18 protein-coding genes and 4 tRNA genes are annotated in these 26,070 nt (G+C 59.9%); 6 read left to right on the top strand and 16 right to left on the bottom strand.

What is annotated here, in order from left to right; genetic code table 11:
- Positions 1-101: 101 nt before the first annotated feature.
- The 9 genes from rpoC to LQK83_RS07945 form a co-directional block, all read right to left on the bottom strand.
- Positions 102-4,313, bottom strand: a complete 4,212-nt coding sequence (gene rpoC, locus LQK83_RS07985; protein ID WP_230836872.1) for a DNA-directed RNA polymerase subunit beta' — start codon at positions 4,311-4,313, stop codon at positions 102-104.
- Positions 4,314-4,492: 179 nt separating this feature from the next.
- On the bottom strand, positions 4,493-8,629 hold the full coding sequence (gene rpoB, locus LQK83_RS07980; protein ID WP_230836870.1) for a DNA-directed RNA polymerase subunit beta: 4,137 nt from the start codon (positions 8,627-8,629) through the stop codon (positions 4,493-4,495).
- A 252-nt stretch (positions 8,630-8,881) separates the two neighbouring features.
- Positions 8,882-9,262 (bottom strand): 50S ribosomal protein L7/L12, encoded by a 381-nt coding sequence (gene rplL / locus LQK83_RS07975; RefSeq protein ID WP_230836867.1) that lies wholly within the window; start codon positions 9,260-9,262, stop codon positions 8,882-8,884.
- 58 nt (positions 9,263-9,320) lie between these two features.
- Positions 9,321-9,839, bottom strand: coding sequence for a 50S ribosomal protein L10 (gene rplJ / locus LQK83_RS07970; protein WP_230836864.1), 519 nt, complete (start codon positions 9,837-9,839; stop codon positions 9,321-9,323).
- Between the two features lie 333 nt (positions 9,840-10,172).
- A complete protein-coding gene (gene rplA / locus LQK83_RS07965; protein WP_109858570.1) occupies positions 10,173-10,868 on the bottom strand; it encodes a 50S ribosomal protein L1 in 696 nt (231 codons plus the stop codon).
- 5 nt (positions 10,869-10,873) lie between these two features.
- Positions 10,874-11,302, bottom strand: a complete 429-nt coding sequence (gene rplK, locus LQK83_RS07960) for a 50S ribosomal protein L11 (RefSeq protein ID WP_230836862.1) — start codon at positions 11,300-11,302, stop codon at positions 10,874-10,876.
- 148 nt (positions 11,303-11,450) lie between these two features.
- Complete coding sequence (nusG, locus tag LQK83_RS07955) at positions 11,451-11,981, bottom strand: transcription termination/antitermination protein NusG (protein WP_112631425.1); 531 nt, start codon at positions 11,979-11,981, stop codon at positions 11,451-11,453.
- A gap of 16 nt (positions 11,982-11,997) precedes the next feature.
- Complete coding sequence (gene secE / locus LQK83_RS07950; protein ID WP_230836860.1) at positions 11,998-12,198, bottom strand: preprotein translocase subunit SecE; 201 nt, start codon at positions 12,196-12,198, stop codon at positions 11,998-12,000.
- Between the two features lie 162 nt (positions 12,199-12,360).
- Positions 12,361-12,436: transfer RNA gene (locus tag LQK83_RS07945), tRNA-Trp, on the bottom strand.
- 316 nt (positions 12,437-12,752) lie between these two features.
- On the opposite strand from LQK83_RS07945, the gene LQK83_RS07940 reads away from it, so the two are divergent.
- Positions 12,753-13,106: a pentapeptide repeat-containing protein gene (locus LQK83_RS07940; protein ID WP_230836857.1), complete on the top strand. Its 354-nt coding sequence runs from the start codon at positions 12,753-12,755 to the stop codon at positions 13,104-13,106.
- On the opposite strand, the gene LQK83_RS07935 is transcribed toward LQK83_RS07940, so the two are convergent.
- Positions 13,096-13,728: a hypothetical protein gene (locus LQK83_RS07935; protein ID WP_230836855.1), complete on the bottom strand. Its 633-nt coding sequence runs from the start codon at positions 13,726-13,728 to the stop codon at positions 13,096-13,098. The genes LQK83_RS07940 and LQK83_RS07935 overlap by 11 nt on opposite strands.
- Before the next feature lie 171 nt (positions 13,729-13,899).
- Positions 13,900-14,787: an NAD-dependent epimerase/dehydratase family protein gene (locus LQK83_RS07930; protein WP_230836852.1), complete on the bottom strand. Its 888-nt coding sequence runs from the start codon at positions 14,785-14,787 to the stop codon at positions 13,900-13,902.
- 257 nt (positions 14,788-15,044) lie between these two features.
- On the opposite strand from LQK83_RS07930, the gene LQK83_RS07925 reads away from it, so the two are divergent.
- Positions 15,045-15,416: a hypothetical protein gene (locus LQK83_RS07925; RefSeq protein ID WP_230836850.1), complete on the top strand. Its 372-nt coding sequence runs from the start codon at positions 15,045-15,047 to the stop codon at positions 15,414-15,416.
- 520 nt (positions 15,417-15,936) lie between these two features.
- Here LQK83_RS07925 and tuf read toward each other — a convergent pair.
- The 3 genes from tuf to LQK83_RS07910 all read right to left on the bottom strand — a co-directional run bounded on the left by tuf (position 15,937) and on the right by LQK83_RS07910 (position 17,504).
- Complete coding sequence (tuf, locus tag LQK83_RS07920) at positions 15,937-17,112, bottom strand: elongation factor Tu (protein WP_230836847.1); 1,176 nt, start codon at positions 17,110-17,112, stop codon at positions 15,937-15,939.
- Positions 17,113-17,334: 222 nt separating this feature from the next.
- Positions 17,335-17,408: transfer RNA gene (locus LQK83_RS07915), tRNA-Gly, on the bottom strand.
- An 11-nt stretch (positions 17,409-17,419) separates the two neighbouring features.
- A tRNA-Tyr gene (locus LQK83_RS07910) sits at positions 17,420-17,504 on the bottom strand.
- A 182-nt stretch (positions 17,505-17,686) separates the two neighbouring features.
- Between LQK83_RS07910 and LQK83_RS07905 the strand changes: the two genes are divergently transcribed.
- Both LQK83_RS07905 and LQK83_RS07900 read left to right on the top strand, forming a co-directional pair.
- Positions 17,687-18,580 carry a TrmH family RNA methyltransferase gene (locus LQK83_RS07905; protein ID WP_230836844.1) on the top strand — a complete coding sequence of 298 codons (894 nt, stop codon included), beginning with the start codon at positions 17,687-17,689 and terminating at the stop codon, positions 18,578-18,580.
- A 69-nt stretch (positions 18,581-18,649) separates the two neighbouring features.
- Positions 18,650-18,725, top strand: a tRNA-Thr gene (locus LQK83_RS07900).
- Between the two features lie 178 nt (positions 18,726-18,903).
- Here the strand turns inward: LQK83_RS07900 and LQK83_RS07895 are convergent.
- Complete coding sequence (locus tag LQK83_RS07895) at positions 18,904-19,719, bottom strand: SDR family NAD(P)-dependent oxidoreductase (protein ID WP_230836842.1); 816 nt, start codon at positions 19,717-19,719, stop codon at positions 18,904-18,906.
- A gap of 427 nt (positions 19,720-20,146) precedes the next feature.
- Here LQK83_RS07895 and LQK83_RS07890 point away from each other — a divergent pair, with 427 nt between their 5' ends.
- Positions 20,147-20,920 (top strand): NAD kinase, encoded by a 774-nt coding sequence (locus tag LQK83_RS07890; RefSeq protein ID WP_230836840.1) that lies wholly within the window; start codon positions 20,147-20,149, stop codon positions 20,918-20,920.
- 285 nt (positions 20,921-21,205) lie between these two features.
- Here the strand turns inward: LQK83_RS07890 and LQK83_RS07885 are convergent, their stop codons facing one another.
- A complete protein-coding gene (locus LQK83_RS07885) occupies positions 21,206-24,007 on the bottom strand; it encodes an Rne/Rng family ribonuclease (protein ID WP_230836839.1) in 2,802 nt (933 codons plus the stop codon).
- Between the two features lie 703 nt (positions 24,008-24,710).
- Here LQK83_RS07885 and LQK83_RS07880 point away from each other — a divergent pair.
- Positions 24,711-25,871 carry an N-acetylmuramoyl-L-alanine amidase gene (locus tag LQK83_RS07880; RefSeq protein ID WP_230836837.1) on the top strand — a complete coding sequence of 387 codons (1,161 nt, stop codon included), beginning with the start codon at positions 24,711-24,713 and terminating at the stop codon, positions 25,869-25,871.
- Positions 25,872-26,070: the final 199 nt, after the last annotated feature.

The following is a 26,070-nucleotide window of genomic DNA, read 5'->3' as shown; positions in this document are numbered from 1 at the left end:
CCTGCTCGACAGGCGTCCACCTGCCCTGCTGACCTCTTTAAACACCAAAGGCCGCCGGAGCGATCCGGCGGCCTCTTCAATTGTTCAGTCTCGCGACCCGCTTATTCGCCGGCCGGAACCGTGTCTGCTGCGATCTTCTGCAGCATGGGGGTCGCTTCGTCCGCGCCCGAACCCTTCTTGCGCTCTTCGAGGATGAGCTCGTCGCGCGAGGTGGCGATGCGGCGGATCTGCGTCATCGTACCGCCCGTACCGGCCGGGATGAGACGGCCGACGATGACGTTTTCCTTCAGGCCCTGCAGGCCGTCGGTCTTGCCGGCGACAGCAGCTTCGGTGAGCACCTTCGTCGTTTCCTGGAAGGATGCGGCCGAGATGAAGGACGGCGTCTGAAGCGATGCCTTGGTGATACCGAGCAGAACCGGATCGCCATAAGCAGGCTTTTTCCCTTCTTCGATGAGCGCATCGTTGACGTTTTCGAGTTCGATCCGGTCAACATTGTCGCCGACGATATAGGTGGAGTCACCGGCGTCGGTGATTTCAACCTTCTGGAGCATCTGACGGACAATCACTTCGATGTGCTTGTCGTTGATGACCACGCCCTGCAGACGATAGACTTCCTGGATTTCGTTCACGAGGTAGGAAGCGAGTGCTTCCACGCCCTTGATCGCCAGAATGTCGTGCGGTGCCGGGTTACCGTCGAGGATGTAATCACCCTTTTCGATATAGTCGCCGTCCTGAAGATGGAAGGGCTTGCCCTTCGGGATCAGGTATTCGACCGGCTCGACACCGTCTTCCGACGGCTCGATGATGATGCGACGCTTGTTCTTGTAGTCGCGGCCGAAGCGGATCGTACCGTCGATCTCGGCGATGACGGCGTGGTCCTTCGGACGACGGGCTTCGAACAGTTCGGCAACGCGCGGCAGACCACCGGTGATGTCCTTGGTCTTGGCGCTTTCCATCGGGATACGGGCGAGAACGTCACCCTGGCTCACCTTCGAACCAGGCTCCACGGAGAGGATCGCATCCACCGAGAGGAGGAAGCGGGCTTCACCGCCGCGCGACAGCTTGGCAATCGCGCCGTTCTTGTCCTTGATCACGATGGCCGGCTTCAGGTCGATACCGCGCGGCGTCGAACGCCAGTCGATAACCTGACGCTTGGTGATGCCGGTGGATTCGTCGGCGCTTTCGAGAACCGAGATACCGTCAACGACGTCCTCGAACTCGACCGTACCTTCGACTTCCGTCAGCATCGGACGGGTGTAGGCGTCCCATTCAGCCAGACGCTGACCGCGCTTGACCTTGTCGCCATCGTCCACGAGCAGCTTCGAACCGTAGGCGACGCGCTGCGAGGAGCGTTCGACACCACGTTCGTCAAGGATCGTCACCGCCATGTTGCGGCCCATGGCAACGAGGTTGCCATCGGAGTTGCGCAGCAGGTTGCGGTTCTTGAGCTGGACCGTACCTTCGTACGAGGCTTCAAGATACGAGCTGTCGACCACGGTTGCCGTACCACCAAGGTGGAAGGTACGCATGGTGAGCTGCGTGCCCGGTTCACCGATCGACTGTGCGGCGATAACGCCCACGGCTTCGCCCATGTTGACGGGTGTACCGCGTGCAAGGTCGCGACCGTAGCAGACGCCGCAAACGCCGGTCTGGATTTCGCAGGTCAGGGCCGAGCGAATGCGAACCGACTGAATGCCGCACTTTTCGATCTCGATGACATCCGGCTCGAGGATCATCGTGCCGGCCTTGACGATGTTCTCGCCAGTGATCGGGTTGTCGATGTCGTCGAGTGCCGTACGGCCGAGGATACGTGCACCGATGGAGGCGACGACCTGACCGGCGTCAACGATAGCCGTCATGGTGAGGCCGGTCGTGGTGCCGCAATCGACATGCGTGACGATGCAGTCCTGGGCCACGTCGACGAGACGACGGGTCAGGTAACCGGAGTTGGCCGTCTTCAGGGCGGTGTCTGCCAGACCCTTACGGGCACCGTGAGTCGAGTTGAAGTACTCGTTCACGGTCAGACCTTCCTTGAAGTTCGAAATGATCGGCGTTTCGATGATCGAACCGTCCGGACGTGCCATCAGGCCGCGCATGCCGCCGAGCTGACGCATCTGGTTCGGTGAACCGCGGGCACCCGAGTGGCTCATCATGTAGATGGAGTTCATCGGCTTCTGGCGGTTCGTCTTCGGGTCGAATTCGACGGCCTTGATGCGGGCCATCATCTCTTCGGCAACCTTTTCGGTCGCCTTGCCCCAGGCGTCGACGACCTTGTTGTACTTTTCGCCCTGAGTGATCAGGCCGTCATTGTACTGCTGTTCGTATTCCTTCACCAGGCTTTCGGTGTCGTCGACGATCTTGGCCTTGGAGGCAGGGATGACCATGTCGTCCTTGCCGAAGGAGATACCGGCGCGGCAGGCATGCGAGAAGCCCAGCTGCATGATGCGGTCGCAGAAGATGACCGTGTCCTTCTGACCGCAGTGACGGTAGACCGTGTCGATCATCTTGGAGATGTTCTTCTTGGTCATTTCCTGGTTGCAGATGTCGAACGGCACGTTGACGTTCTTGGGCAGCAGTTCGCCGATGATGAGACGACCGGGGGTCGTGTCATAGATCTTCGAAACCGGCTTGCCTTCGGCGTCAACCGTCTTGAACCGGCCCTTGATCTTGGCGTGCAGCGTGACGACCTTGCTTTCAAGGGCGTGATGCAGTTCGCCGAGGTCGGAGAAGGCCATGCCTTCGCCCGGTTCGTTCTGGTTCATGATCGACAAATAGTACAGGCCGAGAACCATGTCCTGCGAAGGAACGATGATCGGCGCACCGTTGGCCGGATGCAGGATGTTGTTGGTCGACATCATCAGCACGCGGGCTTCAAGCTGGGCTTCGAGCGACAGCGGCACGTGAACGGCCATCTGGTCGCCGTCGAAGTCGGCGTTGAAGGCCGTGCAGACGAGCGGGTGCAGCTGGATGGCCTTGCCTTCGACCAGGATCGGTTCGAAGGCCTGGATGCCCAGGCGGTGAAGCGTCGGTGCGCGGTTCAGGAGAACCGGATGCTCGCGGATGACCTCGTCGAGGATATCCCAGACTTCCGGCTTTTCCTTTTCAACCAGCTTCTTGGCCTGTTTGACGGTCGAGGAGTAACCCTTGGCGTCGAGGCGGGCATAGATGAACGGCTTGAACAGTTCGAGCGCCATCTTCTTCGGGAGGCCGCACTGGTGCAGCTTCAGTTCCGGACCCGTCACGATGACCGAACGGCCGGAATAGTCGACGCGCTTGCCGAGAAGGTTCTGGCGGAAGCGGCCCTGCTTGCCCTTGAGCATGTCGGACAGCGACTTCAGCGGACGCTTGTTGGCGCCGGTGATGACGCGACCACGGCGGCCGTTGTCGAAGAGCGCGTCTACAGATTCCTGCAGCATGCGCTTTTCGTTGCGGATGATGATGCCCGGGGCGCGCAGTTCGATCAGGCGCTTCAGACGGTTGTTACGGTTGATGACGCGGCGATAGAGATCGTTCAGATCCGACGTCGCGAAACGGCCGCCGTCGAGCGGAACCAGCGGACGCAGGTCCGGCGGGATGACCGGAACGACCTTCATGATCATCCATTCCGGACGGTTGCCCGATTCCATGAAGTTCTCGACGATCTTCAGGCGCTTCATCAGCTTCTTCTGCTTCAGATCCGAGGTGGTCTCGGCAAGGTCCGAACGCAGGTCGCCGGCGATCTTCTCGAGGTCCATCGTGGCCAGAAGGTCATAGATGGCTTCAGCGCCGATCATGGCCGTGAACTGGTCTTCGCCGAACTCGTCGACAGCGATCATGTACTCTTCTTCGGAGAGGAGCTGGTGCTCCTTCAGCGAGGTGAGGCCCGGCTCGGTGACGATGTAGTTTTCGAAGTAGAGAACGCGCTCGATATCCTTCAGCGTCATGTCGAGCAGCGTCGAGATGCGGCTCGGCAGCGACTTCAGGAACCAGATATGGGCAACGGGCGCGGCGAGCTCGATATGGCCCATGCGCTCACGGCGAACGCGCGACAGCGTGACTTCCACACCGCACTTTTCGCAGATGATGCCCTTGTACTTCATGCGCTTGTACTTGCCGCACAGGCATTCGTAGTCCTTGATGGGCCCGAAGATGCGCGCGCAGAAGAGACCGTCGCGTTCCGGCTTGAACGTGCGGTAGTTGATCGTTTCCGGCTTCTTGATCTCACCGTAGGACCAGGAAAGGATTTTTTCAGGCGACGCGATCGAAATCCGGATGGAATCGAACACCTGCGCAGGCGCCTGCGGATTGAAAAGATTCATGACCTCTTGGTTCATGCCTGTCTCCTTGTCGGGCCAACTTGGGCCCATTCGCAACCGCGACCGGTCAAATACCCGGGAACCGGCGGGTTGCTCTTAAAACGTGATAGCCGCGAAATGCGGCAACAATCCCCTCGCCCGCCTTGCCGGCCTGGTTTGGAGAAGCTGCGCGCCGTTTCCGGCGCGCAACCCACATTTTATTCCGCAGCGTCGGGAAGCTGGTCGGGCGCGTTCGGATCGATCTTGGTGTTTTCCAGTTCGACCGACAGACCCAGAGAGCGCATTTCCTTGACGAGAACGTTGAACGATTCCGGAATACCGGCTTCGAACGTATCATCGCCACGAACAATGGCTTCGTAGACCTTGGTGCGGCCCGCCACGTCGTCCGACTTGACGGTGAGCATTTCCTGCAGCGTGTAGGCTGCGCCGTAAGCTTCGAGCGCCCAGACTTCCATTTCCCCGAAGCGCTGACCGCCGAACTGCGCCTTGCCACCCAGCGGCTGCTGGGTCACGAGCGAGTAAGGGCCGATCGAGCGAGCGTGGATCTTGTCGTCGACAAGGTGGTTCAGCTTGATCATGTACATGTAGCCGACGGTCACCTTGCGGTCGAAGGGCTCACCCGTACGACCGTCATAGAGAACCGACTGGCCCGATGCATCGAGACCTGCGCGTTCCAGCATGCTGGCGATATCCGGCTCATGCGCACCGTCGAAGACCGGCGTTGCGATCGAAACGCCCTTGCGGGACTGTTCGGCAAGCTTGACCAGGGCGTCATCGTCGAAGTTCGAGACCTCGTCCTTGGCGTCACTGGCGTAAACCGTCGTCAGCTCGTTCTTCAGGTTGCTGATGTCCATCGTCTTGCGATAGTCGTCCAGCAACTGACCGATCTTCTTGCCCATGCCGGCGCAAGCCCAGGCAAGGTGCGTTTCGAGGATCTGGCCGACGTTCATGCGCGAAGGCACGCCCAGCGGGTTCAAGCAGATGTCAACATGCGTACCGTCTTCAAGGAACGGCATGTCCTCGATCGGCAGGATGCGCGAAACCACACCCTTGTTGCCGTGACGGCCGGCCATCTTGTCGCCCGGCTGGATCTTGCGCTTCACAGCGACGAAGACCTTGACCATCTTCATGACGCCCGGGGGCATTTCGTCGCCGCGCTGGACCTTTTCGACCTTGTCCATGAAGCGCTGTTCAAGGCGCGACTTGGATTCGTCGTACTGGCCACGGAGCGCTTCGATTTCGCCCTGAACCTTCTCGTCTTCGACAGCGAACATCCACCACTGCGAACGCGGATATTCCGAGATCGTTCCGTTGGAAAGTTCGGTGCCCTTCTTGAAGCCCTTCGGACCGGCAACTGCGGTGTGACCGCGCAGCATGTCGATCAGACGGCCGTAGACGTTACGGTCGAGGATTGCCTGTTCGTCGTCGCGGTCCTTGGCGAGACGCTCGATTTCCTCGCGCTCGATGGCCATCGCACGCTCGTCCTTTTCAACGCCGTGGCGGTTGAAAACGCGAACTTCAACGATGGTACCAAACGTGCCCGGAGGCATGCGCATGGAGGTGTCGCGAACGTCGGAAGCCTTTTCACCGAAGATGGCGCGCAGAAGCTTTTCTTCCGGCGTCATCGGGCTTTCGCCCTTCGGGGTGATCTTGCCGACCAGGATGTCGCCCGGCTGAACGTCAGCGCCGATATAGACGATACCGGCTTCGTCGAGGTTCTTCAGAGCCTCTTCGGAGACGTTCGGGATATCACGCGTGATTTCTTCCGGACCGAGCTTCGTGTCACGGGCCATGACTTCGAATTCTTCGATGTGGATGGACGTGAACACGTCGTCGGCGACGATGCGTTCAGACATCAGGATCGAGTCTTCGTAGTTATAGCCGTTCCAGGGCATGAACGCGACGAGCGCGTTGCGGCCGAGCGCCAGATCGCCCAGGTCCGTGGACGGACCGTCGGCAATGATGTCACCCTTGTTCAGAACGTCACCGACGGTGACCAGCGGACGCTGGTTGACGCAGGTGTTCTGGTTGGAGCGCTGGAACTTCTGCAGGCGATAGATATCGACGCCAGACTTCGACGGATCGAGGTCTTCGGTAGCGCGGATAACGATACGCGTTGCGTCCACCTGGTCGACCACGCCGCCACGACGGGCTGCAATAGCAGCGCCGGAGTCGCGGGCCACGACCGGCTCCATGCCGGTGCCGACGAACGGGGCTTCGGCGCGCAGAAGCGGCACGGCCTGACGCTGCATGTTCGAGCCCATGAGAGCGCGGTTGGCGTCGTCGTTTTCGAGGAACGGGATCAGAGCCGCAGCGACCGAGACGAGCTGCTTGGGCGAAACGTCCATCAGGTTGATGGTGTCGCGCGGAGCGAGCATAACGTCACCGGCGTGACGGCAGACCACGAACTCTTCCGAGAACGCGCCGTCGGCGTCGAGGATCGCGTTGGCCTGAGCAACGTAATACTTGGCCTCTTCCATGGCGGAGAGGTAGATCACGTCGTTCGTCACCTTGCCGTCAACGATCTTGCGGTACGGGCTTTCGATGAAGCCGTACTTGTTGACGCGGGCAAACGTGGCCAGCGAGTTGATCAGACCGATGTTCGGGCCTTCCGGCGTTTCGATCGGGCAGATACGGCCATAGTGCGTCGGATGAACGTCGCGGACTTCGAAGCCGGCGCGCTCGCGGGTCAGACCACCCGGGCCAAGAGCCGAAAGACGGCGCTTGTGGGTGATTTCCGAAAGCGGGTTCACCTGGTCCATGAACTGCGACAGCTGCGAGGAGCCGAAGAATTCGCGGACAGCTGCGGCGGCCGGCTTGGCGTTGATGAGGTCCTGCGGCATGACCGTGTCGATTTCGATCGAGGACATGCGTTCCTTGATCGCGCGCTCCATGCGGAGCAGGCCGAGACGGTACTGGTTTTCCATCAGTTCGCCGACGGAGCGGACACGACGGTTGCCGAGGTTGTCGATATCGTCGATTTCGCCGCGACCGTCGCGGAGTTCAACGAGCATCTTGACGACGGCAACGATGTCTTCCTTGCGCAGAACGCGAACCGTGTCGGCGACGTCGAGGTCGAGACGCATGTTCATCTTGACGCGACCAACGGCCGACAGGTCGTAGCGCTCGGCATCGAAGAACAGCGACTGGAACATGGCCTCGGCCGATTCCATGGTCGGCGGCTCGCCCGGACGCATGACGCGGTAGATGTCGAACAGCGCATCCTGGCGCGACTCGTTCTTGTCGACGGCCAGCGTGTTGCGGATGTAGGCACCGACGTTGATGTGGTCGATGTCGAGGATCGGCAGCTCGTCGAAACCGGCTTCCAGCACGACGCGCAGCGTCTTCTCATCCAGCTCGTCGCCGGCTTCGAGGAAGATCTCACCCGTCTGCATGTTGACCAGGTCTTCGGCGAGGTATGCACCATACAGGTCTTCGTCGGAAGCCTTGAGGGCCTTGAGGCCCTTTTCGGACAGCTGGCGGAGCAGACGCGGGGTCAGCTTCTTGCCGGCTTCCACAACGACTTCGCCTGTATCGGCGTCAACCATGTCGCTCGTAACCTTGGCGCCCTTGAGCGCTTCCGGCTGGAACGGGATGCGCCAGCCCTGGCCGTCGCGCTGATACTGGACCTTGTTGTAGAAAGTCGACAGGATTTCTTCGCCATCCATGCCAAGCGCCATCAGGAGCGAGGTTACGGGCAGCTTGCGGCGGCGGTCGATACGCGCATGGACGATGTCCTTGGCGTCGAACTCGATGTCAAGCCAGGAACCGCGATACGGGATGACGCGGGCGGCAAACAGCAGCTTGCCGGAGGAGTGCGACTTGCCCTTGTCGTGGTCGAAGAACACGCCCGGCGAACGGTGCATCTGCGAGACGATGACGCGCTCGGTGCCGTTGACGATGAAGGTCGCGTTGTCGGTCATGAGCGGCATGTCGCCCATGTAGACGTTCTGCTCCTTGATGTCCTTGATGGACTTGGCGCCCGTGTCCTCGTCAATATCGAACACGATGAGGCGTAGCGTCACCTTGAGCGGCGCCGCATAGGTCAGGTCGCGCTGACGGCATTCGTCGACGTCGAACTTCGGCGGCTCGAATTCGTACGAGACGAATTCCAGCATGGAGGCGCCGGAGAAATCGGTGATCGGGAATACAGACTTGAATACGGACTGAAGACCCTCGTCCGGGCGGCCGCCCGCGGGTTCTTCAACCATCAGAAACTGGTCGTAGGACGCCTTCTGAACCTCGATGAGGTTCGGCATTTCTGCGACTTCGGGGATTTTACCAAAAAACTTGCGTACGCGCCTACGACCATTGAACGAAAGGGTCTGAGCCATCGTCGCTCCTTCAAAATTTTGCATCCGGGCCTGCAACGGACGGAAAACACTGGCCAGGTGGCTCCGTCGATATAGGTTCAATCAAACTCGTTCGAAGAATTAAGCCATCTGGCCGGATTGCCGGATGCCTAGCTTTCGAACCATCCTCTTGAAGAACCCATTACCCAAAAGCCCGGCGGGGCTTTTGGGTAAAAAGTTCCAGATCGGAAACGTTCGGGGAAAGGCGGAAACCGCCCTTCCCCGAAGCGCATATTACTTGACGTCGACCTTGGCGCCGGCTTCTTCAAGCTTCTTCTTGAGGTCAGCAGCTTCGCCCTTGGAGACAGCTTCCTTGACCGGCTTCGGAGCGCCTTCGACGAGGTCCTTGGCTTCCTTGAGGCCGAGACCGGTGATGGCGCGGACTTCCTTGATGACGTTGATCTTGTTTGCACCAGCGTCGACGAGGATGACGTCGAATTCGGTCTTTTCTTCTTCAGCCGGAGCAGCAGCGCCTGCACCACCAGCAACGGCAGCAACAGCTACCGGAGCAGCGGCGGAAACGCCCCACTTTTCTTCGAGCAGCTTGGAAAGCTCAGCAGCTTCCAGAACTGTGAGGGCCGAGAGGTCTTCTACGATCTTTGCGAGATCAGCCATTTTCTTACTTCCTTTTGTTCGGTTCGAACTGTTTGGTTAAATGCAGCAAAAAACCGCCTTATGCGGCTTCGTCCTTCTTGGCATACGCAGCAAACACGCGAGCAAGCTGGCCGGCCGGAGCCTGAACCACACCTGCGATGCGCGTTGCGGGCGTCTGGATCATGCCCAGGAGCTTTGCGCGCAGCTCGTCGAGAGACGGGAGGGTCGCAAGCGACTTCACACCGTCCGCGTTGAGCGCGGTCGAGCCCATGGAACCACCAAGGATAACGAGCTTGTCGTTGGTCTTGGCGTAGTCCATGACTACCTTCGGAGCCGTGATCGGATCAGCGGCATACGCGATCAGCGTCTGCCCCTTGAAAAGATCCGTCATCGTTTCCGACTGCGTACCCTGAAGAGCGATCTTGGCCAGGCGGTTCTTCGCGACTTTGACGGTGCCGCCAGCTGCGCGCATCTTCGAACGAAAATCGTTCATTTGCGCAACCGTAACACCGGCGTAGTGGGCCACGACAACCGAGCCCGAAGCCTTGAAGACTTCGTTCAGTTCCGTGACGAATTCGCGTTTTTCCGCTCTTTCCACTGCCTATCTCCAGTTGGCCGCTCCCGAGAACTCGGGTTTACGGCCGGTTACCTTTTGTCGCTCAAGGATCCTGTAGATCCTTCAAGCAACGCTCGAGGATCCTGTCCCCTCGCGCCCGGAAAACCGGAACACAAGGCAACCGAGGTTCGAACCGGACAATGCCGCCATCCAGCGGGAAAATCCGTTCTTACCCGTCTCATGCAGGCCTGGTGGATTAAGGTTGCCCACCTGCAATCTCGGACAGGAATTCCGGGTTTGACCCCGGAAATTCCGGCCCCTCAGTGAGGCCGGAAACTTTTCAAAGCCTTCTTCTCAGAAGGCTCAAACTTCAAATCAAGCCGTGACCGACGAGATTTCGACCTTTACGCCGGGGCCCATCGTCGAGGAGATCGCGACCTTCTTGACGTAGTTGCCCTTGGCGCCAGCCGGCTTCGCCTTGATGACGGCGTCGGCGAATGCCTTGATGTTTTCTTCGAGCTTCTTCGCATCGAAGGAAGCCTTGCCGACTGCGCCGTGGATGATACCGGCCTTTTCGACGCGGAATTCAACAGCGCCGCCCTTGGAGGCTTCAACTGCAGACTTCACGTCCATGGTCACGGTGCCAACCTTCGGGTTCGGCATCATGCCGCGCGGGCCGAGAACCTTACCGAGGCGGCCGACGAGCGGCATCATGTCCGGGGTGGCGATGCAGCGATCGAATTCGATCTTGCCGCCCTGGACGATTTCAACGAGGTCTTCAGCGCCGACGATGTCTGCGCCTGCAGCCTTGGCTTCGTCAGCCTTGGCGCCGCGTGCGAACACGGCAACACGAACCGTACGGCCCGTGCCGTTCGGCAGGTTGACGACGCCGCGGACCATCTGGTCTGCGTGACGCGGGTCAACGCCGAGGTTCATGGCGATTTCAACGGTTTCGTCGAACTTGGCGACGGCACGTTCCTTGACCATCGAAATGGCTTCGGAAAGACCGTACATCTTGTTCGGATCAACACCTTCGCGGGTCTTCTGAACGCGCTTTGCGAGCTTAGCCATATCGATCAACCCTCTACCTGGAGGCCCATCGAACGGGCAGAGCCCTCGACCATGGCCATCGCGCCTTCGATATCGGCGGCGTTGAGATCCTTCATCTTGGCTTCAGCGATCGTGCGGATCTGGTCACGCGAGATCGAACCGGCGGAAGCCTTGCCCGGAGTCTTGGAACCCGACTTGATCTTCGCTTCCTTCTTGAGGAAGTAGGAGACCGGGGGCTTCTTCATCGCGAAGGTGAAGGACTTGTCCTGGTAATAGGTGATGACGACCGGAATCGGCATACCCTTTTCCATTTCCTGCGTGGCAGCGTTGAACGCCTTGCAGAATTCCATGATGTTCACGCCACGCTGACCGAGTGCCGGACCGATCGGCGGGGACGGATTTGCCGAACCTGCCGGGACCTGCAGCTTGATCTGGCCTGCAACTTTCTTAGCCATTTCTCTGCCTTTCCAAATGCTCCTTGCGGAGCGCTATGCCGGCCATGCCGGCGGCTGCGGTTGCGTGGTGCGGCGATCTTGCGGAGCCGGCAAAAGCCCCTCGCCTTCCACGCGCTGATCGAACGGACGATCGCGCCCGTTCAAAACTTTAAAGCTTCTCGACCTGGGCGTATTCCAGTTCGACCGGCGTGGCGCGGCCGAAGATCGAAACTTCGACCTTGAGGCGCGAACGCTCTTCATCGACATCCTGAACCGTCCCGTTGAACGAGGCAAACGGACCATCGGAAACGCGAACCTGCTCACCGATCTCGAAGGATACGGAGGGCTTCGGACGCTCGACGCCATCCTGCACCTGGTTGAGGATGCGGTCGGCTTCGCTGTCCGGGATCGGAACCGGCTTCGAGTCGGAACCGAGGAACCCGGTGACCTTCGGCGTGTTCTTGATCAGGTGGAAGGCTTCATCCGTCAGGTTGGCGCGCACCAGGACATAGCCCGGGAAGAACTTGCGCTCGCTGTCGACCTTGCGGCCACGGCGGACTTCAACAACCTTTTCGGTGGGCACAAGGATCTTCTCGAACAGATGATCAAGACCCTTCTGACGAGCCTTGTTCTCGATGTCCTCGGCAACCTTCTTTTCGAAATTCGAATAAGCGTGGACAATATACCAGCGTGCAGCCATCTTCATCTCCGCCTATTTACTTGCCGACGTTCAGCACGAGGCTGATCAGAAGGCCGAAAAGCTGGTCTGCGCCAAAGAAGAACGCAGCCGCGAAGAAGGCCATGGCGAAAACCATCAGCGTCGAGATCACCGTCTCGCGCTGGCTGGGCCATGTGACTTTCATCGTTTCCGCGCGAACCTGCTGCAAAAACGTAAAGGGGTTCATCTTCGATGCCATTGATGCCTACGCCATTAAGGCGCGTAAAGCTGTTCGTCCAGCCCGACGCGCCGCGTGTCTGTTTTCCCGCTACATAAACGGCGAATCTCTTTAATACAAGAGCAATACGACATTTGTTTTGCGGTTATGCACGGAGCGGGCGATATCGCCTTGCTTGACCAATGGCAGGGGCAGAGGGGCTCGAACCCCCGACCTGCGGTTTTGGAGACCGCCGCTCTACCAACTGAGCTATACCCCTACAAAGGCTCGCCAAGAAACGCTGGCCGCGTCCCGAACGAGCGCGTTCATATTCAAGTTGGGTGCGAATGACAAGCGCCTTTCGGCACTTGCGCAGATTTTATTCCCCACCCCTGCGGCCAGACCCGGCTTTGCCAAAGGTCGCCGGACGGTGATACACTCATCTTTCATGATTTGCGTCAGTGCAGTCGAGTTGAAGCGAAAGCACATTACGACCTTTCAGAGAGAAGATTGCGCGTTCGCTCGTTGGTTTTCCGCATATCGTAACAGCAAAACCGCTGCGCACTTTTGCGCGACATGCTTTTGGGAGGATAGCCATGGTTCAGTTCCGCGACCAGATGATCGCGCAATCGCGCTTCGACGATGTCGATCTGGAAAGCTCCGAATTCTATAACGTCAATCTCGACAAGGCTTCGGTGGTGAATGCCAGCGCCTGCGATGCGGCGTTCACCGATGTGATGATGTCGAACGCCACGTTCGGGCATGTCTGTCTCACCGCGGCGACGCTGCAGGATGTCGATCTGTCCGCGTCGCGGCTGGAGAATGTGAACCTCTCCAATGTCGATATCCGCTCCGCCAAGATCGAAGGCCTGCGGATCAACGGTCATCTGGTGAGCGAGCTGATCGCGCTCAACGAACGCATCACCGACGCCTCCAAGGTCACCACTTGATCGAATAGTCGAAACGCAGGCTTGCCTTCGCCTGCTGGTCAGTCTCGCTGAGACTTGCCGTGACGGTCGAGCGCTGGGTCAGCTGCTTCTCCACCGACACCATCTTGGTAAAAGTGCCGGCTCCGCTGTCAGCGGTTCCCGTCGTTGCCAGAGCCGTTCCGAGATCGGGGAACTCCAGCCTGAAAGTCTGCGATGCCGCGACACCGGCCTTGCCTTCGGCGCCCGCCGTGAGCGCCAGGGTGCGGCGGCTGACAACATCCATGGAGGATGATTGAATCCAGCTGCGCTTTTCGGACAGCAGGAATTGCGCCCTGCCCTCCTTGGCGTCGAAATCCATGTCGGCCTGCGTGGTTCTCAGAGCCGCCGGCGATTTGGATGCGTTGAGAAGGATTGATCCCCAGATCGACACCGGCACGGCGGAGACCGCGCCGTCGCCGTTGGCCAGAACCTCCGTGGTCACGCCGGCGCTCGGCTGCAGTGTGCTCGAGCCCTGCAGACCTGTCCTCAGCTTGACACCATTATCCCCGACACGGGAGACGTCCCAGATCAGCGGGCGATTGTCGGCATGTGCCTGATGCGCGGCGGATACCACGATCGCCAGTGCTACAAGTCGATGTTTCATTCGCATGGAGCCGGCTTCCTGTTTGCAGGTTTCGGCAGCCTCCAGCTTGGAGACTGCGGGGGTTCCTCCCGGTTCGGGCGAAATGTAGCCTCACTGGCAGTTAACAAATAGTGAAATTGTTGCATTGCGGCACATTCTGTCCACACGTTGCCGCAATGCCACCGTCAGGCTTCAAACATATTTACGCCAGTTATGCTCCTCCCTGAAACCCAGGACTTCGCGGATTTTCCTGTTGGAAATCATGGCTTCGTCGCCCTGCGGCTGCCATTTCAGCGGCACATTCGGGAAGAACCGCTGCGCGAGTTCGGCTGTGGATAAGTCGGTCGTGACCGTGTCATTGGTCGCGTTGAAGACCTGATAGCCGAGACCGTCCTTCTCGATGCACAGATGCACGATCTGGCCAAGGTCGCGCGCGTCGATATAGCACCAGGCGTTGCGCAGGCGCGTTTCCGGATGCGCCACGAAGCCGGGGAAGCGGCTATATTCGTGCGGCTCGATGACATTGCCGATGCGCAGCGCGTAGACGTCGGCGCCGGTGCGTTCGGAGAAGGCGCGTGCAGTCTTCTCGTTGATCACCTTGGAAAGCCCGTAGCTGTCCATCGGGTTGACGTCATAGTCTTCATCAAAGGGCAAATAATGCGGGTCGCGGTGCCCTTCGGCAAAGCAGATGCCGTAGGTCGTCTCGCTCGACGCGATGATGACCTTGCGGATGCCGAGTTTCACCGAGGCTTCGATGACGTTATAGGTGCCCATAACATTGACGCGATAGGTCTCGTTGTCGGGGCGGATGAGGATGCGCGGCACGGCGGCGAAATGGACGACTGCATCGAAAGGCTGGACGCCCTTGCCCGATTCGAGATCTGGAAAATCGCGATGCATGGTGAGCGCGTTGAAGACTTCGCCAAGATCGGTGATATCCACGGTGAGATTGGTGACGCCGGGGACATCGAGCGGCACCAGGTCGATATTGTGCACCTCATAGCCCTTTGCGATAAGCCACGGAATGACGTGCCGGCCGGCTTTGCCAGAGCCGCCCGTGAAAAGAATACGTTTCTTCATCGTGTTACCTCCTCGATATCGATGCATGCAAAAATCAGGATGACTTACGAGTCGGGCGGCAGACTAGATTGTTTGATCGCCAAACGGAAATCCCGGAGCAACGGATACATTGCCCTCCCAAACTCCGACCATCGCAAAAAAGTTCACGAGCTGCGTCCGTGCGAAACGCGCGCCCCTCTCCCCCACCAATCGGAATTGCGTTAGCGTCTTCCCGGGACAATATTTTCGAGGGGACTTTCATGTTTGGGAAACGCTCAATGGCCGCAGCCCTGCTGCTGCCCTTGCTGATCGGTGTGGCGCCTGCGCGTGCAGACGAACTGGTCGATGAATACAACGCCTATATCGGGCGCGACGATCTCTACAATTCCAGCGGCGAGCGTCTGCGCGAGCCATGGCAGATCATCCGCCAGGATCGTGCGAACTATTACAAGTTCAACATTCGCCAGCGCGGCGATGAGCCTGACGAGTTCTTCGCCTCGGTCGACAACCGCGCCAAGGCCGAGCGGATGATCCGTGATGGGACGATCACCCGCGAAGCGCGCAGGCGGCTGCTGCAGGGCGACTGCATGATCAATGTGAAGGTCTATCACGACCGCAACGGGGATTACCTCGAAATCACGGTTGACTGAGATCTACTCGCCGCTGTGACCTTGCTCGGGCTTTTTGAGCCCGAGCGCGCATTCCCGGTTCTCACCCGTTCCCGGCGCATTTTCGAACGTGCAGAACGTCTCAGGCGGATTGCCGCAGACCTTCGACAATTGCTTGAAGCCCACACACCGCCCATCCGGGCCCGCGATAGCCGGGGCCGCCCTTGCAGCCGCATCCCTTGCAGGCCGGCCGATCGGGACAAAATGCGACAGCAGGCGTCGATGTTATCGCGGTGAGCGACAGCAGGCATGACAGCAAAAGGAAGGCTTGGCGCGCGAATATCATCGTAAAGCTGTACTTAAGCCAACCCCTTTAAGTTCGCAATCTCTAAAACAAAAAGCCCCGCTGTCGCCAGCGGGGCCTTGCTGTTTCCCTTGCGGAAAATCGAATTACTCGACGATCGAAGCAACGATGCCGGCGCCGTGTGCAAATCGCGCTTGCGCGCCATTTGCACTTCTTTGTTGGCCGTCGGCAGCTTTCGCCACCGTCGTCGCTCGTCGATTACTCGACGATCGAAGCGACGATGCCGGCGCCGACGGTGCGGCCGCCTTCGCGGATTGCGAAGCGCAGCTTTTCTTCCATCGCGATCGGAACGATCAGCTCAACGTCAACGGTCACGTTGTCGCCAGGCATAACCATTTCCGTGCCTTCCGGAAGCGTCACGATGCCCGTAACGTCCGTCGTGCGGAAGTAGAACTGCGGACGGTAGTTCGTGAAGAACGGCGTATGACGGCCGCCTTCTTCCTTCGTCAGGATGTAGGCTTCAGCCTTGAACTTCTTGTGCGGCTTGACCGAACCCGGCTTGCACAGGATCTGGCCACGCTCGACGCCATCACGGTTCACACCGCGGATCAGGGCGCCGATGTTGTCGCCGGCCTGGCCCTGGTCGAGAAGCTTGCGGAACATTTCAACGCCCGTCACCGTCGTCTTCGACGTGGCGCGGATGCCGACGATTTCAACTTCTTCACCAACCTTGACGATACCGCGCTCAACGCGACCCGTCACAACCGTACCACGGCCCGAGATCGAGAACACGTCTTCGATCGGCATCAGGAAGGGCTGGTCGATCGGACGTTCCGGCGTCGGGATGTAGGCGTCAACCTGAGCCATCAGCTCGCGGATCGCGTCTTCGCCGATCGTCTTGTTGCTATCTTCCAGAGCAGCAAGAGCAGAGCCCTTGACGATCGGGATATCGTCGCCCGGGAAGTCGTAGGACGACAGAAGTTCGCGAACTTCCAGTTCAACGAGCTCAAGCAGTTCTGCGTCGTCAACCTGGTCAACCTTGTTGAGGAAGACAACGATAGCCGGAACGCCAACCTGGCGAGCGAGCAGGATGTGTTCGCGCGTCTGCGGCATCGGGCCGTCAGCAGCCGAGCAAACCAGGATCGCGCCGTCCATCTGGGCAGCACCGGTGATCATGTTCTTGACGTAGTCGGCGTGGCCGGGGCAGTCAACGTGGGCATAGTGACGGTTGGCCGTCTCATACTCAACGTGTGCCGTCGAGATCGTGATGCCACGGGCCTTTTCTTCCGGAGCGGCGTCGATCTGGTCATACGCCTTGAACTCGCCGAAATACTTCGTGATCGCAGCCGTCAGAGACGTCTTGCCATGGTCAACGTGACCAATCGTGCCAATGTTGACGTGCGGCTTATTGCGCTCGAATTTACCTTTTGCCATGTGAACATGTCCTCATGTGAAATTTGGGCGGACCGGCAGAACCGGTTTGGACGTGGCGTTTAAGGCTTTCCGCGCCTTTGCGCAAGACTTTTAATTGCTGGCCGTCCGGGAGATTTGGAGAGCTGCGGACGCCGGTGAAAGTGTCAACCTGACGTAAGGCAAGACTTTTCATCGAGGGACTTCAGAAAGTCATCGCAACAACTTAGAATCAGTCAGAAAAACTGGAGCGGGTAGCGGGAATCGAACCCGCGTATTCAGCTTGGAAGGCTGCTGCTCTACCATTGAGCTATACCCGCGGGAAGCGAATTGGTGGAAGGGGTTGGATTCGAACCAACGTAGGCTTAGCCAACGGATTTACAGTCCGTCCCCTTTAGCCACTCGGGCACCCTTCCATCCAGCGTTCGTCGGATCTCTCCGCTCGTCGCTTCAAGCCTTCGAGCGGCAGAACCGCCCGACGGCATGAGCGGCGTAATAGTCTGGCCTTCTCTCCTCTGTCAACACGGCTTTGTATTTTTTTTGTCAAAGTCCAAAGCTCCGCGATGACCTTGGCGCTTGAAACGACTATAGGAAGCGCATGAGCAAAGATGAAAAGAACAAAAACGACAAGGCTGCCGGTTCCGACCGCGACAAGCATTACGCCACGCTGCGCCGCGCCCATCGCGACCAGAAGCGCGAGCGGGGTGAAATCCCCACCCCCTCGCCCAAGGATCGACGCAAGGCACGTGCGGAAGACTGGAAGGCGCCGCAGCTGGCGCCCGAGCAGGTGTTTCTCTATGGGCTCCACACGGTGCGCGCCGCGCTCGACAACAAGCAGCGCCAGTTGATCCGTCTGTCGGCAACTCTCAACGCACTGCAGCGGCTGGAGGTCGACGAAGCGAACCCGCCCTGCCCGCTGGTGATTGTCACGCCGCAGGGGATCGAGAAGATCGTTGGGCCTGAGGCGATCCATCAGGGCGTCATGCTGGAAACGCGACCGTTGCCGGTGCGCCGCCTGGAAGCGTTGAAGGACAGCCCGCTGGTGCTGGTGCTCGACCAGGTGACCGATCCGCACAATGTCGGCGCGATCATGCGCTCGGCTGTCGCCTTCGGGGCCGGGGCCGTGATCACGACACAGCGGCACAGCCCGACGGAATCAGGCGTACTGGCGAAGTCCGCCTCCGGCGCGCTGGAACTGATCCCTTATATCCAGATTACCAATCTCGCCGATGCGCTGGCCGAACTGCACAAGCTCGGCTTCTTCTCGATCGGGCTTGATTCGGAAGGGCCCGCCGAACTGGAGAAAACCTTCTCGGGTGGCAAGATTGCTCTGGTCATGGGCAATGAGGGCAAGGGGCTGCGGCAGAAGACGCGGGAAACCGTGAGTGCGCTGGCGCGGCTCGACATGCCGGGCGCCATCAAGTCGCTCAACGTGTCGAATGCGGCGGCGATCGCGCTTTACGCCAGCCGGCAGTTTCTCGCCCGAGATTGACTCTCCAGTCTGAACAAAGCGCAGTTTTTACTTTACATAAACGGGGAATATGCTAGTTCCCCGCGCGTTGCCCCTATAGCTCAGTTGGTAGAGCGGCTGATTTGTAATCAGTAGGTCGGGAGTTCGAGTCTCTCTGGGGGCACCATCTTTCCATTTTTTGGATTTTCCGGTTGCGGTCTTCGTCGCGCGGTCCGCTTGCTTCCAGCCACAAGGACAGCGCGGGCCACACGCATCCGCCCGAAAGCATGATACGTGCGGCCCTCTTGCAAATTCCCGCGGAGCGGGACGCCTGATCGACAATCACATGGGCTGCTAATGCGGTGTTATCGCATGCCCATCAATTGTCCGATTTCGACGGACGTGGCCTGGTGTGCGGCAATTCCGCCATCAACCTGGATGATCTGTCCGGTGACGAAGCTCGCCCGGTCAGAGGCGAGGAAGGATACGACCTCCCCGATTTCGGACGGCTTGGCATAGGTGCCGGTCAGGGTCTGGCGTCGGAAAACCTCGCGCATTTCATCGGACAGCCCCGCCTTCAGCGACGATGTCATGACCGAGCCCGGCGCCACGGCGTTGCAACGAATGTGCTGTGGGCCGTATTGGGTGGCGATATAGCGCGTCAGGGTTTCGATCGCCCCTTTCGAGCTGGCATAGGCGGTTGAGAAGAAGCTGCCGCCAACGGCCGTGCCGGAGCTGATGTTGACGATCGATCCGCCGCCGCCCCTGATCATCGCGGGAATGGCATGCTTGCTCATCAGCATCGTTCCGCGCGTGTTGACTGCAAAGGTCGTGTCCCACCAGTCGACATCCATGTCGGCCAGCATCAGGTCGCGCGCCGCGTTCGTGCGGGCGGCGTTGTTGTCAAGCACATCCAGCCGACCGAACTTGCCGAGGGTGAAGGCAATCAAAGCCTTGACCGCATCCTCGTTCGAGATGTCGGCAACATGGGAGACAACCTCGTAGCCTTTCTGGCTCAGGCTGCGCGTCGATTCCACGACCACATCTTCAGCCATATCGACCAGAACCACACGAGCCCCTTCGCGCGCGAGAATTTCCGCCGTCTCGTAACCGATGTTACCGGCAATTCCCGCGCCAGTTACGATTGCGACCTTTCCATCCAATTCACCATGATCATGCATAATTTCGCTCCTCCGTAAGGACTTGGGTGTTGGTGTTATCCTTTGCCCTGTCACTAGCCCCCCTTGGTCATTCGTCATGATTTCCGAGAAGCAATGGTCCATGACTGGTCCATTCCTGAGCCCGACTGCTGGTCGCTTGCCGTCCCCGCCCGACGGTTTCGCGCATCATGTTTCGTAACCTGACGGGCGCCACCAAAGGCGGTGCCCGACTCATAATTTACGAACGTTCGTATTAATAACAAGCCCCAAACTGCACCTCGTCATAAAAAACAGAAAGACGGAGGCGGCGGCGACGCTGAAGTTTAGGCGAGACGGATCGTGCCCTTAGCGATCCGGTCCGGCCGGGCCCTGCTGAAAAGGCTGGCCGTCTTGCGGATGTCATTGTGTTTCATGTAGGTTCCGGCGCAACGCGTCGCGGGGCATTTGCATGACAATCGATTTCAAGACCATCTCCTTTACCGCCTCGTCCGCCCCAGACGCCGAAGCGGCGCGTGAAGAACTGGTGGCGGTTTATGGCGATACACCGCTTGAGGAAGCGGATGTCATTGTCGCATTGGGCGGCGACGGTTTCATGCTGCAGACCCTGCATAAGGCAATGAACTCCGGCAAGCATATTTACGGCATGAACAAGGGGTCTGTCGGCTTTCTCATGAACCGCTACAGCACGAAGGACCTGCATGAGCGCATCGCGGCGGCAACCGAGAATGTCATCCATCCGCTGGAGATGAAGACCGAGGATGCCTATGGCAACAAGCATACTGCGCTCGCCATCAACGAAGTGTCGCTGCTCCGTCAATCCTATCAGGCGGCAAAGCTGCGCGTCGATATCGATGGGCGCACGCGGCTTGCAGAATTGACCTGCGACGGCTTGCTGCTGGCGACGCCTGCCGGCTCCACAGCCTATAATCTCTCGGCCCACGGGCCAATCCTGCCACTTGATACGCCGCTCATGGCGCTGACCCCCGTCAGCGCCTTTCGGCCGCGTCACTGGCGCGGCGCGTTGCTGCCGGAAAAGGTGGTGGTCGACATCACCGTTCTTGAAGTCGAGAAGCGGCCGGTCAATGCGGTGGCCGACCATCAAGAGGTGAAGTCGATCAACCATGTCCGCATCCGCCAGGCGCGCGACATGAGCGTCAGCATCCTGTCCGATTCGGATTACTCATGGTCGGAGCGCATTCTGAGCGAGCAGTTCTCACCCTGACCACAGGACACGACAGTTGGTCGTTTCGCTTGTGGCGTCCCCCTCACCCCGCCTCCGCTGAAGCTCGGCGGACCTCTCCCCGATGGGGCGAGGCGGAGCGGAAACGCTGCGGCAAATTCCCGCTTCTCCCCTGCGGGGAGAAGGTGGCCCGAAGGGTCGGATGAGGGGGTGGGCCGAGTTCAAAGACGCCCAATGACGAATGTGTCGTGTACCGTGATTGCAAGCATAAGAAACCCGCCGAGGCAAGCGCCTGGCGGGTTTACTTCAATCGGGGCCTCAGCGATTTCAGAAGAAGCCGCCGCGCTGCTTCCACCAGCCAACCTTTTTCGGCTTCGGTTCGCCGCCTTCGGTCGTGCTACCGGAGGTCAGGACCGGTTCGGTGGCAATCGGGCCAGACGACGCGCTGGTGCGCGCGGTGCGGGCTGCTGGCTTGTCTTCGGCTTCTTCCGGTGCGGCCTCGGCGGCCGGAGCCGGCTCGGCAACGGTCTCAGCCGCAGGAGCAGGCGCTTCGGCAACCGGCTCAGCTTCGATCACGGGAGCGGGTTCGGCAGCCGCTGGCTCGGCAACGACCTCAGCAACGGCAACGGCCTCAACGGCCACGACCTCTGCGGCGTCCTCGCCTTCATCACCCTCGTCACCCTCATCGCCTTCGCCATTGGCTTCAGCGTCGTCGGAGCCGGCTTCGAGACCATCTTCCTCGCGGGTACGGCGGCCGCCACGCTTGCCGCGACGGCGGCGCTTGCGCTTGGGCTGGTCGTCGGAGGCAGAGGCGGAAGCGGGGGCGCCGTCGGCATCAGCCTCGTCGTCACCTTCATCGCCTTCGTCGTCGCCTTCATCGGCATCATCGCCCTGCCCGGCATTGGCCTGCGGGTTCTGACCGTCCTGATCTTCGCGGCGACCACCGCGGCGACGGCGGCGGCGCTTGCGCTTGCGGCCGTTCTGGTCGTCGGACTTCGCCTCGGCAGGCGCCTTGGCAGCGACGATGTCGTCTTCATCCTCCTCGTCGATTTCCTCGACGGGGATATCATCCTCTTCTTCCGGCTCGGGAAGCATCAGCATCAGCGATTCGACCTTGACCGGGTTTTCAACCGGATCGCCGCGGTCGATGGCGAAGTGCTGCGAGCCGACGCTGCCGTCAGCTTCAATGAAGATCGAGAGGCCGAAGCGGGCTTCGTAGTCGACGATCGTGCCGCGCTTCTGGTTGAGCAGGTAGAGCGCGATGTCCGGCGTCGTGCGGACGGTGACATCGTGCGTCGTGTTCTTGAGCAGATATTCTTCGACGCCGCGCAGGACATGCAGGGCGACGGAGGACTGCGAACGGACGTGGCCGGTGCCGCCGCAATGCGAGCAGACCTGCGTCGTCGATTCCAGCACCGAGGCGCGAATGCGCTGGCGCGACATTTCGAGAAGACCGAAATGCGAGATGCGGCCGACCTGGATGCGGGCGCGATCGTTCTTCAGATGGTCCTTCAGACGCTTCTCGACAGCGCGGTTGTTGCGCTTCTCCTCCATGTCGATGAAGTCGATGACGACAAGGCCGGCAAGGTCGCGCAGACGCAGCTGACGCGCCACTTCTTCAGCCGCCTCGAGGTTGGTGGCCAGCGCGGTTTCCTCGATGGAATGTTCGCGGGTCGAACGGCCGGAGTTCACGTCGATGGAGACGAGCGCTTCGGTCTGATTGATGATCAGATAGCCGCCGGACTTCAGCGTCACCTGCGGCTGCAGCATGCGATCGAGCTGCGCTTCGATGCCGGAGCGCGAGAAGATCGGATGCACGTCGCGATAGGGCTGGACGACCTTGGCGTGACTCGGCATCAGCATCTTCATGAAGTCTTTCGCTTCACGATAGCCTTCTTCGCCGGCAACGATGATCTCGGAAATGTCCTTGTTGTAAAGGTCGCGGATCGAACGCTTGATCAGCGAGCCTTCTTCATAGACGAGGCAGGGCGCGGTGGAATTCAGCGTCAGCGTGCGGACGTTTTCCCAAAGACGCATCAGATATTCGAAGTCGCGCTTGATCTCGACCTTGGTGCGGTTGGCACCGGCTGTGCGCAGGATCACGCCCATGCCCTGCGGCACTTCGAGACCGCGGGCGATTTCCTTCAGACGCTTGCGGTCGGTCGGCTGGGTGATCTTGCGGGAAATGCCGCCGCCCCGCGCCGTGTTCGGCATCAGGACCGAATAGCGGCCTGCGAGCGACAGATAGGTGGTGAGAGCCGCACCCTTGTTGCCGCGCTCTTCCTTGGCCACCTGAACCAGAAGGATCTGGCGGCGCTTGATGACTTCCTGAATGCGATACTGCTTGCGCGGCTTGCGAACGACGCGGTCCGGAACTTCTTCCATCGCATCTTCGGCACCCACGGATTCGATCACTTCCTTTTCGGCATGATCGTCATCGTCGTCGTCATCGTCGCGGCGGCCGCGTCGGCGGCCACGCTTGGGCTCGAATTCTTCGGAGATCGTGTCGGCTTCGACTTCGGCCGCCATGACGTCAGGTGTCGAGCCGTCGTCTTCGGCAGACGCTTCTTCGGAAGCGCCCTCGCCGGCTTCTGCTGAGGCATCGGCGGTCTCAGCGGCCGGTTCGGCGGCCACGGCCTCGGCCTCTTCGCCAGCCTTCGGCTTGCGGCGGCTCTTGCGGCGCGGCTTCGGCTTTTCAGCCGGTTCTTCACCGGTTACGGAGACGGATTCAGTGACCAAAGCGGAAAGGTCGGCTTCGGGCTGTTCTGCAGCGGCCGGATCGGCAACAGCGACGGGGGCCACCTCCGGCTCTTCGTGGTCGTCCCTGTCCTCGCGGCGAACCTGTTCGGCCTCTTCGGCGAGAAGCGCCTGCCGGTCGGCGAGCGGGATCTGGTAATAGTCGGGGTGGATTTCGGCGAAGGCCAGGAAGCCGTGCCGGTTGCCGCCGTAATCGACGAATGCGGCCTGGAGCGAGGGCTCCACACGGGTCACTTTTGCGAGATAGATGTTCCCGCGAAGCTGTTTCTTATGTTCCGACTCGAAGTCGAACTCTTCAATGCGATTTCCGCGTACGACTACGACGCGCGTCTCTTCCTCGTGAGACGCATCGATAAGCATTCTGTCTGCCATTTATGCTGCACTCCTCGGCGCGGCAGCAAGGAGGCCATTCGTAAGTTCATTGCAGAAATCTCGTGAATGAAGCCAGCCGGCGCGCCGGAAAAATATGTTCCCGAACAGGGGGCACTCATGCGCAACGAAGTTCCGTCAACCGGGTAAACCGGGCTCCCACTTGTCGGGATGAGGGACGGAACAAGGTGCGACAACGTCGAATACCAGTCGAGAACGCCAAAGCCATAGGCCCCTGCGGGCCCGATGAATTGCTCTTCCAAAGAGCTTGGTGGAAACCACCGTTTCTGTCCGGCAACTGCCGGAAATACCTGAACACACTGCGAATAAAAGCATCCCCGACGGCGGATGATTCGTCACGGGCGCCACAATTTTCGGTGGGCAGCCGGATGGGAGGAATCCATCCCGTCGATACTTTTATCCTGGCTCAAGCTTTTATGTTCAAACCGTCACAATAGCAAGGGAAAAGCCTCGCGACTGGAAACGCTTGTCATAATGTTGAACGAATTGTCCGGCAGCCGGGATTGCCGGCCGGTTCGAAACGCGTCATGAACGCGCATCTTTCCCGGGAACGGGGCCAATGTGGGCGGCGCGCCGCCCAAACACGCCGAGACTTGAAGAGGAACCGCATCGGATGCTGAGCAATGCCGGTCGCCTTCCGGGGCCAACTCGTTGGATCTTGCCGGCCCTTCTGGCGCTCGCATGCATGATGCTGGCCGTGATGCCGGGTGTCGCCTCCGCCACGGAACTGACCGCGAAGGCGGCCCGTATTGCGGGCGACGAAGCCCGAACCCGAATTGTCATCGATTTCGACGTCAAGCCGGACTTCACCGTTCATTATCTCCCGAGCCCCAACCGTATCGTGGTGGATATCGCCGGCACGGTGAACTTCGCCTTTCCGCCGGAACAGCTCGAGGCGCGCGGCATCTATGAGCGCATCCGTTTCGGTGCGATGAGTGCCGGACGCACCCGCCTTGTGCTGACCTCGAAACTGCCGGCAGGTCTCGAGGTTGCCGAGGCGCGCAAGAACGAGGACGGCGACGGCTGGCGGCTGGTGCTCGACGGCGCGATCGTGACGCCCGATCAATATGCGGCGATGAAGAAGCAGGGCAATTGGGGCAATGCTGAAAGCAGCACACCCGTAGTTCCGCTTGCGCCGCAGCAGCCCTCTTCCGACGGCGTCTTTACCGTGGCGATCGATGCGGGTCATGGCGGTATCGACACCGGGGCGATCACGTCCGGCAAAAACCCGGTCTATGAGAAGAACATCACGCTCGATTTCGCCAAGGCGCTCGGGCGGGAGCTGAATGCGCAGCCCGGCATCAAGGCGTTCCTGACACGCGATACCGATGTGTTTCTGTCACTGGGGGAACGCGTCCAGATTGCCCGCTCGCGCGGGGCCAATCTCTTCATCTCGCTGCATGCGGACACGCTAAGAGAGAAATCGACCCGTGGGGCGACCGTCTACACGATCTCGGACCGGGCATCCGACAAACTCGCCGACGAGTTGGCCAAGCGCGAAAACACCTCCGACGAGGTGGCGGGCGTCGAGGTTAAGAAGGAACCCTCCGAGGTCAACGACATCCTCATCGATCTGACACGCCGCGAGACGCAGGCCTTCTCGATCAGTCTGGCCAATTCGATCGTGCACTCCTTCGAGGGTCAGATCGGCCTCATCAACAACCCGCATCGTTCGGCGGGATTTCGCGTTCTGACGGCGCCCGACGTGCCGTCGGTGCTGCTGGAACTGGGCTTCCTGTCGAACAGCGAGGACGTCAAGCAGCTGCAGCGCCCCGACTTTCGCGACAAGCTCGTGACGCTGATTGCCGATGCCGTGAAGCGTTATCGCGACAAGCTCGGGGGCTAAGCCCGGAATGCGGCGGCCGCGACTTGACTTGGGCCGCGTTTTGACGAATCCCCCTGTGTCGGTTAAGTAACAGAGGTTACGGATCGGCGTATTGATTTTCCGGAACAGGGTGACAGGCCCTATTTTCCGCACATTCGGAACCTTACAGACAGGAACCGGCGCATGCGCGATGAGAGCCTGCGTCCGAGAGTTGGCCGCG

Source organism: Rhizobium sp. C1, assembly GCF_021026335.1.
Lineage (GTDB): Bacteria > Pseudomonadota > Alphaproteobacteria > Rhizobiales > Rhizobiaceae > Ensifer_A.
Note: the sequence above shows the minus strand (reverse complement) of the source record. Positions and strands in the feature narration are given on the sequence as shown.